This window comes from Curtobacterium sp. TXMA1, assembly GCF_020162095.1.
Classification (GTDB): domain Bacteria; phylum Actinomycetota; class Actinomycetes; order Actinomycetales; family Microbacteriaceae; genus Curtobacterium.
The window spans coordinates 1-12,846 of record NZ_CP083910.1 but is presented as its reverse complement, the minus strand read 5'-3'; the positions used below and the strand labels follow the sequence as shown (position 1 = coordinate 12,846).

The window sequence follows — 12,846 nt, the reverse complement described above, 5'->3', positions numbered from 1 at the left end:
CGATGGAGGTACCAGATGACGACGATCGAGATCCCGCGCAAGCGTCGGAAGCAGATCAAGAAGCTCAAGGGCAAGACCGCCTCGCTCCTCGGCGAGCAGCGCAAGGTCCTCGAGCACGCGAACGCGATCCTCGCCGAGGCCCGCTCGCACGCTGCCGACGCAGCCCGCAAGGACATCGCCCCGCGCGTGCAGAACGCGATCGACAACGGGATCCGTCCCGCCGTCGCGACGGGTGTGCACGCAGCGACCTCGGCCGCCCACAGCGCGTCGCACCGCTTCCAGACCGAGGTCGTCCCCGGTCTCGTCGCGACCGCCGGTTCGGTCATGAGTGTCAAGGACCTCGCGAAGGACCCGCGCGTCAAGAAGATCGTGAAGGACGCCCAGAAGAAGGGCAAGAAGGCGAAGAAGGCTGCCGCCAAGTACACGCCGGGCCACCAGAAGAAGGGCCTGGGCTTCGGTGGGGTCGCCCTCATCGTCGTGGGTGTCGTCGCCGTTGCCGGTGCCGCCTACGCCGCGTACCAGACGCTCCGCGCCGACGACGACCTGTGGGTCGCCGACGACGCCGACACGGCGGGCAAGCCCGCCGCCTGACCTCCCGGTTCGTACGAAGGGCCCCGGCACACCGCCGGGGCCCTTCGTCGTCTGCGCTGCCGCTCGGTCGATGGGCCGGCGCGTGCCGATCACCGAGCGGGCACGTTCCGTCCCCCTCGGCGCTTTCCAGCGACGAGGAACACCCGGTCGGCGGTACACCCGCGGCATGTCCTCCCCGCTCGGGACGGCGGCAGTACCGACGGACGAGCGGCACCGGTCACCGCAGGCCGCCGCCCCGATCGCACGCCAGGCCGCACGCAGCCGCGCCAGTCGCACGCCGGGCCGCACGCAGCCGCGCCAGTCGCACAACATGCCGCACGCGATCGGCCAGGTCGCACGACCTGCCGTCCGGTCGCTCAGCGAACGGCATGTCCTGCGACCAGAACGGCCACCGCGATCACGGGACAGCCCCGGCAGAGGCGACCCCGCGGCAGAGGCGGCGCTGTCGACGGAGCCGACCATCGCGGAGCGGCGCGCCGAAGGCGCAGACGAGCACGACGGCCGACGCCGGCGAAACGAGGAACGAGTGGAGCAGAGTCCGCCCTGAGGGAGTGGAGCCTGGGAGAATCGAACTCCCGACATCCTGCTTGCAAAGCAGGCGCTCTACCAACTGAGCTAAGGCCCCGTGAGGACCAGCGTACCGGCCCCGGAGGGAAGTGGTGGGGCTACAAGGACTTGAACCTTGGACCTCTTCGTTATCAGCGAAGCGCTCTAACCGCCTGAGCTATAGCCCCTCAGACCAGATGAAAGCCTACCGTACCGATCTCGCAGAACGAAATCGAGGGGCGACTGCCGTCCGGCCCGGGTGTGTCAGTTGTTCGTGAAGCCCACGAGCAGGCCGCCCGTGATCCGCACACTGAGGTTGTAGAGGACGCTCACGATCGCGCCGAGCACGGTGCCGACGACCACGTTGAGGATGCCCACCACGACGGAGAACCCGAGGACCTGTCCCAGCGAGAACTGGTCCATGATCGAGTAGCTGTTCTGCCCGGTGACGTCCTTGAGCAGAGCGTCGATCTGGGTGAAGACGCCGGTCTGGTTCAGGATGATCCAGACGAGCGCGGTCGCGACGATGATCACGATCGAGCCGGCGAGTGCGATGAGGAAGCTCAGCTTCACCATCGACCAGAAGTCGAGGTACACCAGGCGCAGGCGGACCTGCCGGGTACCGGTGGGACGTTTCGCCTTCTTCTGGAGCTTCTCGGCGACACTACTCATTGTTCGACTGGTCCTCTCCGGCCTCGTCCTCGACAGGCTCGGGGTTGGTGGGCGCGTTGTCGGCAGGATCAGCGGGTTCCGGCGCAGCTTCCGCAGGGCTCACCGTCTCCACCGGGCCCGCAGGCTCGATCTCGGGGTCGGCGTCGTCCTGGTCCTCCAGGTTCCGCTCGCTGTTCCGGGCCACCGCGATGATCCGGTCGTTCTCCGCGAACCTCGCGAAGACCACACCCATCGTGTCGCGACCCTTGGCGGGCACCTCGGACACGGCAGACCTTACCACCTTGCCCGACTGCAGCACGACGAGCACCTCGTCGTCCTCGCCCACGATGAGCGCACCCACCAGGTCGCCCCGGTCGGCGGCGAGCTTCGCGACCTTGATGCCCAGACCGCCACGGCCCTGCACCCGGTACTGGTCGACCGAGGTGCGCTTGGCGTAGCCGCCCTCGGTCATCACCCACACGTAGCCGTCGTCCGAGACGACCCGGGCCGCGAGCAGGGCGTCGTCGCCGCGGAAGGACATGCCCTTCACGCCGGAGGTCGACCGACCCATCGGGCGGAGGGTGTCGTTCGTCGCGGTGAAGCGGAGCGACATGCCGTGCTTCGACACGAGGAGCAGGTCGTCGGTCTCGTCGACGAGCAGCGCCTGGCGGAGCTTGTCGCCCTCGCGCAGGTTGATCGCGATGATCCCGCCGGTACGGTTCGTGTCGTACTCGGTCAGCGCGGTCTTCTTGACGAGACCCTGCTCGGTCGCGAGCACGAGGTACTGCGCGGCCTCGTAGTCGCGGATGTCGAGCACCTGCTGGATCTGTTCGTCCGGCTGCATGGCGAGCAGGTTCGCGACGTGCTGGCCCTTGGCGTCGCGGCTCGCCTCCTGCAGCTCGTACGCCTTGGCCCGGTACACGCGACCCTGGTCGGTGAGGAAGAGCAGCCAGTGGTGGGTCGTCGTGACGAAGAAGTGCTCGACGATGTCGTCAGCACGGAGCTGCGCGCCCTTCACGCCACGTCCGCCGCGGTGCTGGGAGCGGTAGTTGTCGCTCCGCGTGCGCTTGACGTACCCGCCGCGGGTGATGGTGACCACCATCTCCTCTTCGGGGATGAGGTCCTCGATCGACATGTCGCCGTCGTACCCGAGCATGACCTCGGTGCGGCGGTCGTCACCGAAGCGGTCGACGATCTCGGTGAGCTCGTCGCCGATGATCGTGCGCTGACGCGTCTCCGAGGCCAGGATGTCCTGGAAGTCGGCGATCTTGCGCTCGAGCTCCTCGGCCTCGTCGTGGATCTTCTGGCGCTCGAGGGCGGCCAGGCGACGGAGCTGCAGCTCGAGGATCGCGCGCGCCTGGATCTCGTCCACGGACAGCAGGTCCATCAGACCCGTGCGCGCCTCTTCGACGTCGGGCGAGCGGCGGATGAGGGCGATGACCTCGTCGAGTGCGTCGAGTGCGGCCAGGTAGCCGCGCAGGATGTGCGCGCGCTTCTCCGCCTCGCGCAGGCGGAACCGGGTCCGGCGGACGATGACGTCGATCTGGTGGTCGACCCAGGCGGAGATGAACCCGTCGAGCGCCAGGGTGCGGGGCACCCCGTCGACGATCGCGAGCATGTTCGCGCCGAAGTTCTCCTGCAGCTGCGTGTGCTTGTACAGGTTGTTGAGCACGACCTTCGCCACGGCGTCGCGCTTCAGCACGATGACCAGGCGCTGACCGGTCCGGCCGGAGGTCTCGTCGCGGATGTCGGCGATGCCGGCGAGCTTGCCGTCCTTCACGCCCTCGGCGATGCGGATCGCCAGGTTGTCCGGGTTGACCTGGTACGGCAACTCGGTGACGACCAGGCACGTGCGTCCCTGGATCTCCTCGACGTTCACGACCGCTCGCATCGTGATCGAGCCACGACCCGTGCGGTAGGCGTCCTGGATGCCCTTGGTGCCGAGGATCTGCGCGCCGGTCGGGAAGTCCGGGCCCTTGATCCGCTGCATCAGCGCCGCGAGGAGCTCCTCGCGCGTCGCGTCGGGGTGCTCGAGCGCCCACTTCGCACCCTCGGCGACCTCGCGCAGGTTGTGCGGCGGGATGTTCGTCGCCATGCCGACCGCGATGCCGACCGAGCCGTTGACGAGCAGGTTCGGGAAGCGCGCGGGCAGGATCGACGGCTCCTGGGTGCGACCGTCGTAGTTGTCCTGGAAGTCGACGGTGTCCTCGTCGATGTCCCGGACCATCTCCATGGCGAGCGGCGCCATCTTGGTCTCGGTGTACCGCGGGGCGGCCGCGCCGTCGTTGCCGGGCGACCCGAAGTTGCCCTGACCGAGGGCCAGCGGGTAGCGGAGCGACCACGGCTGCACGAGGCGGACGAGCGTGTCGTAGATCGCCGTGTCACCGTGCGGGTGGAACTGCCCCATGACGTCGCCGACGACGCGCGAGCACTTCGAGAACGCCCGGTCCGGCCGGTAGCCGCCGTCGAACATCGCGTAGATGACGCGACGGTGCACCGGCTTCAGCCCGTCGCGGACCTCCGGCAGCGCTCGTCCGACGATGACGGACATCGCGTAGTCGAGGTACGACCGCTGCATCTCGAGCTGCAGGTCGACCTGCGAGATGCGGTCGCCGGAGACCACGATGTCGCCTACCTCGCCGTGCACGATCTCCGGCTGCTCGTCGGCGCCGTTCTCGTTGTCGTCAGCCATGTGGCTTGGTCACCTTTCTGGTGGCCCTCCGGTCGTCGGCCGGGAGGCACTGGTTCCGTCGGCCGCGCCGGGCGCGACCACAGGGGATCGGGACTGGTCGACGCGGCTGGCACCGCGCCTCCAGGCCGGGACTAGATGTCGAGGAAGCGGACGTCCTTGGCGTTCTGCTGGATGAACTGGCGACGCGACTCGACGTCCTCGCCCATCAGCGTCGCGAAGACGCTGTCGACCGCGGCGGCGTCCTCGAGCGTGACCTGCAGGAGCGTGCGGGTGTCCGGGTTCATCGTCGTGTCCCAGAGCTCCTTGTAGTCCATCTCGCCCAGACCCTTGTAGCGCTGGATCCCGTTGTCCTTCGGGATGCGCTTGCCGGCGGCGAGACCCGCCTGCAGGAGGGCATCGCGCTCACGGTCGCTGAAGACGTACTCGTCGGCGGCGTTCGACCACTTCAGGCGGTACAGCGGCGGCTGCGCGAGGTACACGTAGCCGCGCTCGATGAGCGGGCGCATGTAGCGGAACAGCAGCGTGAGCAGCAGGGTCGTGATGTGCTGGCCGTCGACGTCGGCATCGGCCATCAGCACGATCTTGTGGTACCGGGCCTTGTCGGGGTCGAAGTCCTCGCCGATGCCTGCGCCGAACGCCGTGATCATCGACTGGATCTCCTGGTTGGCGAGGGCACGGTCGAGACGCGCCTTCTCCACGTTCAGGATCTTCCCGCGCAGCGGCAGGATGGCCTGGGTCATCGGGTTGCGGCCCTGGACGGCGGAACCGCCGGCGGAGTCACCCTCGACCATGAAGATCTCCGACAGCGTCGGGTCCTTCGACTGGCAGTCCTTGAGCTTGCCGGGCATGCCGCCCGACTCGAGCAGGCCCTTGCGGCGCGTGGTCTCGCGCGCCTTGCGCGCCGCGAGCCGGGCCTGCGAGGCCTGGATCGCCTTGCGCACGACGTCGCGTGCCTGCGCCGGGTTGCTCTCGAACCAGTGGGTGAGCTCGGTGCCGACGACGCGCTGGACGAACGACTTCGCCTCGGTGTTGCCGAGCTTCGTCTTCGTCTGGCCCTCGAACTGCGGCTCGCCGAGCTTCACGGAGATGACGGCGGTCAGCCCTTCGCGGATGTCGTCACCCGTGAGGTTGTCGTCCTTCTCCTTGATGATCTTGGTCTCGCGGGCGTACCGGTTGACCAGGCTCGTCAGGGCAGCGCGGAAGCCCTCTTCGTGGGTCCCGCCCTCGTGCGTGTTGATCGTGTTCGCGAAGGTGTGGACGCTCTCCTGGTACGAGGTGTTCCACTGCATGGCGATCTCGAGCGCGATCTTGCGCTCGGTGTCCTCGGCCTCGATCGCGATGACGTCGGGGTGGACGAGGTCCGCCTTCTTCTGGGCGTTGAGGTACTCGACGTAGTCGGGCAGCCCGCGCTCGTACCGGAAGGAGTCCTTCCGCGACTCCTCGCCCTCGTCCGGGGTGCGCTCGTCGGTGAGCGTGATGCGGAGGCCCTTGTTGAGGAAGGCCATCTGCTGGAAGCGCGTGCGCAGCGTCTCGTAGTCGAACTCGACGGTCTCGAAGATGTCAGCGTTCGGCCAGAACGTGATCGTGGTGCCGGTGGTGTCGGTGGCCTCGTCCTGGGAGACGGGGGCGACCGGGACACCGTCGGTGTAGCTCTGGCGCCAGACGTGGCCCTGGCGACGGACCTCGACGTCGAGCTCGGAGCTCAGGGCGTTCACGACGGAGGAGCCGACGCCGTGCAGACCGCCGGAGACCGCGTACCCGCCGCCGCCGAACTTGCCGCCCGCGTGCAGGACGGTCAGCACGACCTGGAGCGTCGAGACGCCCTCGGCCGCGTGGGTGTCCACCGGGATGCCACGGCCGTTGTCGACGACCCGGACGCCGCCGTCCTCGCGGATGGTGACGTCGATGTGGTCGCAGTACCCGGCCAGGGCCTCGTCGACGGAGTTGTCGACGATCTCCTGCACCAGGTGGTGGAGACCGCGCGGACCCGTCGAACCGATGTACATGCCGGGGCGCTTGCGGACCGCCTCGAGCCCTTCGAGCACCTGGATCTGATCTGCGCCGTACGATGGTTCCGACTGCGGAGCCTGTTCGGTCTCGCCCTGCGGGATCGTCCGGTCGTCGTCAGATTCTGCTGCCATGTCGAAGGTGCTCCTGCCTGCGCGCGGAACACCCGCACACTGCACTTCCCAGTCTACCGCAGGACCCCCGTCCCGAGGGCTTGTCCGGCCTCCAGACGGGCTTTTTCGTTCCCGAGGACGATTTCGTCTGGCTAGCCGTAGGTGTCGCGGGGGCCGCGCCCCTGGACGGTCCTGGGGCCGCGTTTCCACGTGGGGGCGTCCGGCCCGGAAACCCTGATCGACTGCACACCCGCTCCCGGGTGCCGCTCGGCGATCGTGGTCGTGACGGTCGCGCGCATCAGCCGGAGCTGCGTCGCCCAGGCCGTCGAGTCGCAGCGGATCACGAGCGTGCCGTCGTCGATGGTCATCGGGCGGGAGTGCTTCGCGAGCTCGTCACCGACCACCGCCGGCCAGTCCACGAAGAGCTCCGACCGCGCGAGTGGCTCCGACCAGCCGAGCTCCTGCGCGAGGGCGCCGACCACGTCGCCGAGGCCACGGGGTTCACGCCCCTTGCCGTAGGGGACGGTGTCGGCGTCGAGTTCGCGGGAGCGCCGACGTCGGGCGTCGACGGTGCGGAGCGAGGGGTCGCCGAAGACGGCCCGCAGGTGGCGGTACACCCGCGCGGGCTCGGACGGCTTCCAGGGCTTCGGCATCAGGCGGCGTCCGGGTCGGCTGCAGGCGCCGGGCTGGCTCCGGGCACCGGCGCGGGCACGGGCTCGGACTCGGACTCGGACTCGTCGTCCACGATCGTGCCCGCCTCGATCCGGACGGTGTGCGCCGCGAGCTGCTCCGGCACGTCGCCGAACACCGCGGCGGTGATGAGGACCTGCTCGTAGTCGGCCACCGCGCCGGCGAGCCGCTCGCGTCGTGACTCGTCGAGCTCGGCGAAGACGTCGTCGAGGATGATGATCGGGTCCCCGAGCGTGGACTCGGCGCGGAGCACCGCGGCTCCTGCGAGCTTGATCGCGAGCGCGAACGACCACGACTCGCCGTGACTCGCGTAGCCGCGCGCCGGTAACCCGTTCAGCTGGAAGAGCACGTCGTCACGGTGCGGCCCGACGAGGGTCAGCCCGCGGTCGAGTTCGTCCCGACGGCGGCGCTCGAGCGCGCCACGGAAGGCATCGGCCGCAGCGGCGACGGTCACGGGTTCGTCCGGCGTCCCGAGCACCGGGTCGGTCGCCGCGGCGTCCTCCGGGTCCCCGCCTCGGACGCTGAGCACACCCGAGATCGTGGCCTCGTGCCGCTCACCGGCGACCGTGGCGTAGGCCTCGGTGACGAACGGCGCGAGCCGCCGGGTCAGGTGGTCGCGAGCCGCGATGATCTCCGCGCCGAACGCGACGAGCCGGTCGTCCCAGACGTCGAGCGTGGCAAGCGATCCCGACCGTGCACCGGTCGCGCGGGCCGACTTCAGCAGGGTGTTCCGCTGCTTCAGGGTCCGGTCGTAGTCGGCGAGCACGCCCTGCATGCGCGGGGCGATCTGTCCGAGGAGCTCGTCGAGCATCCGTCGGCGGCCGGACGGTTCGCCGCGGACGAGGGCCAGGTCCTCGGGGGCGAAGAGCACGCTCGTGCAGTACCGAGGCAGCTCGCGGGGCTTGATCGCCGCGCGGTTGACCTGCGCACGGTTGGACCCGGTGCGGTTGATCTGCACCTCGGCCAGGATGCTGCGGTCCTCGTGTGCCAGACGGGCACGGACGATCGCCGCGTCGCAGCCCTGCCGGACGAGGGCCGCGTCGGTCGGCACCCGGTGCGAGCCGAGCGTGGAGAGGTACCCGATCGCCTCGACCAGGTTGGTCTTGCCCTGGCCGTTCCGTCCGACGAACAGGTTCGGCCCGCGTGCGAGGTCGACGTCCGCCTCCCGGTAGTTCCGGAAGTCGGTGAGTTGCAGGTGGTCGACGTGCACGCGGGCCGGGACGAGCTCAGGTGGTGACCTGAACTACGCCTTCTTGACGGCGTGGCCGCCGAACTGGTTGCGCAGGGCGGCGACGGCCTTCATCGTCGGGGACGCGCTGCCCTGACGCGAGACGAAGCGCGCGAAGATCGACGCGGAGATGGTCGGCATCGGCACGGCGTGCTCGATGGCCTCCTCCACGGTCCAGCGACCCTCGCCGGAGTCCTCGACGTAGCCCTCGATCGCGTCGAGCTTCGGGTCCTCGTTCAGCGCGAGGACCATGAGGTCGAGCAGCCAGGAGCGCACGACGGTGCCGCGCTGCCACCCGGCGAAGACCGCGGGGACGTCCTTGATGATGTCCTTGGCCTCGAGGAGCTCGTAGCCCTCGCCGTACGCCTGCATGATCGCGTACTCGATGCCGTTGTGGACCATCTTGGCGTAGTGACCGGCACCGACGGGGCCGGCGTGCGAGAAGCCCTCCTCGCGCGGGCCCTCGGGGCGGAGCGCGTCGAAGACCGGCATCGCGAACTCGACGTCCTCGGGGGCGCCACCGACCATCAGGCCGTAGCCGTTGTCCTTGCCCCAGACACCACCGGACACGCCGGCGTCCATGTAGCGGATGCCCTTGGCGCCGAGCTGCTCGGCGTGGACGGTGTCGTCCAGCCACTTCGAGTTGCCGCCGTCGATCACGAGGTCGCCCTCGGACAGGACGCCGGCGAGGTCGGTGATCACGTCGTCGGTGATCTTGCCGTGCGGGACCATGACCCACACGAGCTTCTTGCCCTCGGGCAGCGCCGCGGCGAGTGCGCCGAGGTCGGCGACGTCGGAGACGGCGGGGTTCGCGTCGTACCCGGTGACCTCGATGCCTGCGTTGCGGAGACGGGCACGCATGTTGTTGCCCATGCGACCGAGGCCGACAAGACCGATGTGCATGATTTCCTCTTCTGTTCGTCGTCGCGCTGGTTGCCAGTGGCGCGTCAGCGCAGTGGTACGGCTGTTGCGCTATCGCAGCAGGAGATTGGGCTGCAGCAGGTACCGGTATCCGTCCGTCGCCGGGGCCTCTTGCGAGGTCTGGCCGGTGATGAGCACCGGGCCCGGCTTGTTGGGGTTCTCCGTCTTGGTGAAGGAGATGCGGACGAACTCGGAGTGCACCGCGTTCAACCCGTCCAGGAGGAAGGCGGGCTTCAGCGAGACCACCGTTTCCTCCCCGGTCAGCAACGCACTGATCGACTCTGACGCCTGCGCTTGTTCGGAACCGATCGCCTCGAGCGTGAGCCCGTCGACCGAGAAGGAGAACCGGAGCGCCGCTTCGCGCTCCAGGACGAGGGAGACCCGTCGGACGGCCTCGACGAGCTCGGCGGTGTTGATCACCGCGTGGTCGTCGACCGTCTCGGGGAAGAGCCGGCGCACCGGCGGGTAGTTGCCCTTGATGAGCAGCGACGTCACGGTCTTGTCGTCGGCGTGGAAGGCGATGAGCTCGCGGTCCGACGAGCCGCTGATCGACACCGACACGGTCGACGCCGAGCCGAAGGTGCGACCGACCTCCTGCAGGGTGCGGGCCGGGACGAGCGCGTGCAGCGGGTCCGACCCGACGCGGCCGGAGTCCCACGCGATCGTCCGGACCGCGACGCGGTAGCGGTCGGTGGCGATGAGCGACAGGTCGTTGTCGCCGACCTCGAGCTGCACACCCGTGATGACCGGGGTGACGTCGTCGCGGCTCGCGGCGACGGCGACCTGGGACACCGCCTCGGAGAACGCGTCGCCCGGGACCACGCCGGTCTGCTCACCGATCTCGGGCAGGGTCGGGTACTCCTCGACCGGCATGGACAGCAGCGTGAAGTGCGCCGAACCGCAGGTGACCGAGATCTTCGTGTCCTCGGTGGTGAAGGTCACCGGGGCGTTCGGCAGTCGGCTCGAGATGTCGTTGAGCAGTCGGCCGGAGACGAGCACGGTGCCCGGTTCGTCGATCTGCGCCGTGATCGAGGTCTGTGCCGAGACCTCGTAGTCGAACGACGACAGCGTGAGCCGGTCGCCCTCGGCGTGGATGAGGACGCCGGACAGGATCGGGAGGGTCGTGCGCTGTGGGAGGAGCTTCACCGCGAAGGAGACGGCTTCGGAGAAGACGTCCCGGTTGACCTCGAACTTCACAGCTGGGACCCCTGTCGATCGGTTGGACTGTCCGGCCGCCCCATTGTGGCACAGCGGAGCAGGGCCCGGATTTCTTGTCATCCCGCCGTCCACAGGGTTGGCCCGCGGAACTTCATCGTTAACCAGGATCAATGGTGTTAACGCCTGTGCACAGTGTGGATAACTCTGTGCATCCCGCTTCTCCACAGGGAACTACACACGTGTGAGTTGTGAGTCGCGTGTTGACGGCGTCTGGATGAAGGAATCTCATCTATCCGCTTCCATCCCCAGTCTCCACAGGTGGGGTCAGAACTGTGAACAACGGGACCGCGTGTCATCCACAGTTATCCACAGGCTTTCCACACTGGGGGAAACTCGGCGCATGGAACCGTCTCAGATGGTGGATGCATCCCTGGGTGGGCCGATCCGCGGGCGTCTGACGGTCTGTTCCGGTGCACGACGACGGACGGGAGGCGCGGTGCCGTCCGCACCGCGCCTCCCGTCCGTCAGCTGGTCACGTCCTCGTCGGCTGCTCGCTCCGGCGTCAGCGGTAGCGGCGGTCCTGCTTGATGCGGCTGGTCAGCTCGGTGACCTGGTTGGAGATCGACCGACGCTCCTTCGCGGGCGTCGGCGGTACTGCCTCGGTGATCTGCGTCAGCGGTAGCGGCGGTCCTGCTTGATGCGGCTGGTCAGCTCGGTGACCTGGTTGGAGATCGACCGACGCTCCTTCGCGGGCGTCGGCGGTACTGCCTCGGTGATCTGCGTCAGCGGTAGCGGCGGTCCTGCTTGATGCGGCTGGTCAGCTCGGTGACCTGGTTGTAGATCGACCGACGCTCCTTCATCAGCTCGGTGATCTTCTTGTTCGCGTACATGACCGTCGTGTGGTCGCGGTTGCCGAACAGCTGCCCGATCTTCGGCAGCGACAGGCTCGTCATCTCGCGGCACAGGTACATGGCGATCTGCCGGGCCGTCGCGATCGCCTGCGACCGGGAGGAGCCGTAGAGGTCGTCGACGGAGAGCTTGAAGTACTCCGCGGTGTGGTTGATGATGTCCGTCGGCGCGATCACGTTGTCGTCGTCGAGGGTGATCAGGTCCTTGAGGACCGTCTGCACCAGGGCCATGTCGACGGCCGTCCGGTTCAGGCTGGCGAACGCCGTGACGCGGATGAGCGTCCCCTCGAGCTCGCGGATGTTGCTCGACACCTTCGACGCCATGAACTCGAGGATGTCGTCGGGCACCTGCAGGTGGTCGGACTGCGCCTTCTTCCGCAGGATCGCGATGCGCGTCTCGAGGTCCGGCGCCTGCACGTCGGTGATCAGGCCCCACTCGAACCGCGAGCGCATCCGGTCCTCGAAGCCGGTGAGGTGCTTCGGCGCGACGTCCGACGTGATGACGACCTGCTTGTTGTGGTCGTGCAGCGTGTTGAACGTGTGGAAGAAGGCCTCCTGCGTGGAGTCCTTCCCCTGCAGGAACTGGATGTCGTCGATCAGCAGGATGTCGATGTCGCGGTAGCGCTGCTGGAACTGGTTCGACCGGTTGTTGGCGATCGAGTTGATGAAGTCGTTGGTGAACTCCTCGCTCGACACGTAGCGGACGCGGATGCCCGGGTACAGGCTCTCCGCGTAGTGGCCGATCGCGTGCAGCAGGTGCGTCTTGCCGAGGCCCGAGTCGCCGTAGATGAAGAGCGGGTTGTACGCCTTCGCCGGCGCCTCGGCCACGGCGACCGCGGCGGCGTGCGCGAAGCGGTTCGACGAGCCGATGACGAAGTTGTCGAAGTTGTACTTCGGGTTGAGCCGCGATTCCGGGCGACCGCCGGTGCCCGGGGAGTCGATCTGGCTCGGCACGAACGGCGCCTCGATGTACTGCCGCGGTGCCGCGCTCTGCTCCACCGGGGCCTGCACGGGTTCCGCGTACTCGGGGACGTGGCTCGCGACGACGGGGTCGACCCGCGGCTCGGACGCCATGTCGGGGTTGACCGTGATGGCGAAGTTCGCGACCGAGTCGTCACCGACCCGCGAGACGGCCTCGGTGATGGGGACCCGGATCCGCTGCTCGAGCATGCCGCGCGTCAGGTCGTTCGGCACCTCGAGGTAGAGGGTGCCGGCGAGCACGCCCTTCGGCTCGACCAGGTTGAGGAAGCCGTGCAGCTGCGGGGTGATGCGGTCGTCCTCGGAGAGGAGGCCCAGGACGGAGGACCAGAGGTCCTCGACGGGGTCGGCCGGCATCGTCAT

Annotated in this window: 9 protein-coding genes and 2 tRNA genes; 1 reads left to right on the top strand and 10 read right to left on the bottom strand. The window is 68.4% G+C overall.

What is annotated here, in order from left to right:
* The first annotated feature begins 15 nt into the window (after positions 1-15).
* A complete protein-coding gene (locus LCG91_RS00055; protein ID WP_058728331.1) occupies positions 16-591 on the top strand; it encodes a hypothetical protein in 576 nt (191 codons plus the stop codon).
* 552 nt (positions 592-1,143) lie between these two features.
* Here the strand turns inward: LCG91_RS00055 and LCG91_RS00050 are convergent.
* The 10 genes from LCG91_RS00050 to dnaA all read right to left on the bottom strand — a co-directional run bounded on the left by LCG91_RS00050 (position 1,144) and on the right by dnaA (position 12,846).
* A tRNA-Ala gene (locus LCG91_RS00050) sits at positions 1,144-1,216 on the bottom strand.
* A gap of 32 nt (positions 1,217-1,248) precedes the next feature.
* Positions 1,249-1,325, bottom strand: a tRNA-Ile gene (locus tag LCG91_RS00045).
* Between the two features lie 76 nt (positions 1,326-1,401).
* Positions 1,402-1,809 carry a DUF3566 domain-containing protein gene (locus LCG91_RS00040; protein WP_058728332.1) on the bottom strand — a complete coding sequence of 136 codons (408 nt, stop codon included), beginning with the start codon at positions 1,807-1,809 and terminating at the stop codon, positions 1,402-1,404.
* On the bottom strand, positions 1,802-4,480 hold the full coding sequence (gene gyrA / locus LCG91_RS00035; RefSeq protein ID WP_224442055.1) for a DNA gyrase subunit A: 2,679 nt from the start codon (positions 4,478-4,480) through the stop codon (positions 1,802-1,804). The genes LCG91_RS00040 and gyrA overlap by 8 nt, the downstream gene beginning before the upstream one ends.
* Positions 4,481-4,611: 131 nt before the next feature.
* Positions 4,612-6,621, bottom strand: a complete 2,010-nt coding sequence (gene gyrB / locus LCG91_RS00030) for a DNA topoisomerase (ATP-hydrolyzing) subunit B (RefSeq protein ID WP_152998982.1) — start codon at positions 6,619-6,621, stop codon at positions 4,612-4,614.
* Between the two features lie 131 nt (positions 6,622-6,752).
* On the bottom strand, positions 6,753-7,253 hold the full coding sequence (locus tag LCG91_RS00025; RefSeq protein WP_058748787.1) for a DUF721 domain-containing protein: 501 nt from the start codon (positions 7,251-7,253) through the stop codon (positions 6,753-6,755).
* Complete coding sequence (gene recF / locus LCG91_RS00020; RefSeq protein WP_224442054.1) at positions 7,253-8,500, bottom strand: DNA replication/repair protein RecF; 1,248 nt, start codon at positions 8,498-8,500, stop codon at positions 7,253-7,255. The genes LCG91_RS00025 and recF overlap by 1 nt, the downstream gene beginning before the upstream one ends.
* A 33-nt stretch (positions 8,501-8,533) precedes the next feature.
* Positions 8,534-9,421: a phosphogluconate dehydrogenase (NAD(+)-dependent, decarboxylating) gene (gene gnd, locus LCG91_RS00015; protein ID WP_058728335.1), complete on the bottom strand. Its 888-nt coding sequence runs from the start codon at positions 9,419-9,421 to the stop codon at positions 8,534-8,536.
* A gap of 69 nt (positions 9,422-9,490) precedes the next feature.
* The gene (gene dnaN, locus LCG91_RS00010) at positions 9,491-10,636 is read right to left on the bottom strand and encodes a DNA polymerase III subunit beta (protein WP_058728336.1); all 1,146 of its coding nucleotides are present in this window, start codon (positions 10,634-10,636) and stop codon (positions 9,491-9,493) included.
* Positions 10,637-11,379: 743 nt separating this feature from the next.
* Positions 11,380-12,846 (bottom strand): chromosomal replication initiator protein DnaA, encoded by a 1,467-nt coding sequence (gene dnaA / locus LCG91_RS00005; RefSeq protein WP_058728337.1) that lies wholly within the window; start codon positions 12,844-12,846, stop codon positions 11,380-11,382.

Excerpts from the sequence above, each read along its gene's own strand:
- LCG91_RS00055 (WP_058728331.1), top strand. The coding sequence starts at position 16 with ATGACGACGATCGAGATCCCGCGCAAGCGTCGGAAGCAGATCAAGAAG.
- dnaA (WP_058728337.1), bottom strand. The coding sequence starts at position 12,846 with ATGACGATGCCGGCCGACCCCGTCGAGGACCTCTGGTCCTCCGTCCTG.
- LCG91_RS00040 (WP_058728332.1), bottom strand. The coding sequence starts at position 1,809 with ATGAGTAGTGTCGCCGAGAAGCTCCAGAAGAAGGCGAAACGTCCCACC.
- gyrB (WP_152998982.1), bottom strand. The coding sequence starts at position 6,621 with ATGGCAGCAGAATCTGACGACGACCGGACGATCCCGCAGGGCGAGACC.
- gnd (WP_058728335.1), bottom strand. The coding sequence starts at position 9,421 with ATGCACATCGGTCTTGTCGGCCTCGGTCGCATGGGCAACAACATGCGT.
- gyrA (WP_224442055.1), bottom strand. The coding sequence starts at position 4,480 with ATGGCTGACGACAACGAGAACGGCGCCGACGAGCAGCCGGAGATCGTG.
- LCG91_RS00025 (WP_058748787.1), bottom strand. The coding sequence starts at position 7,253 with ATGCCGAAGCCCTGGAAGCCGTCCGAGCCCGCGCGGGTGTACCGCCAC.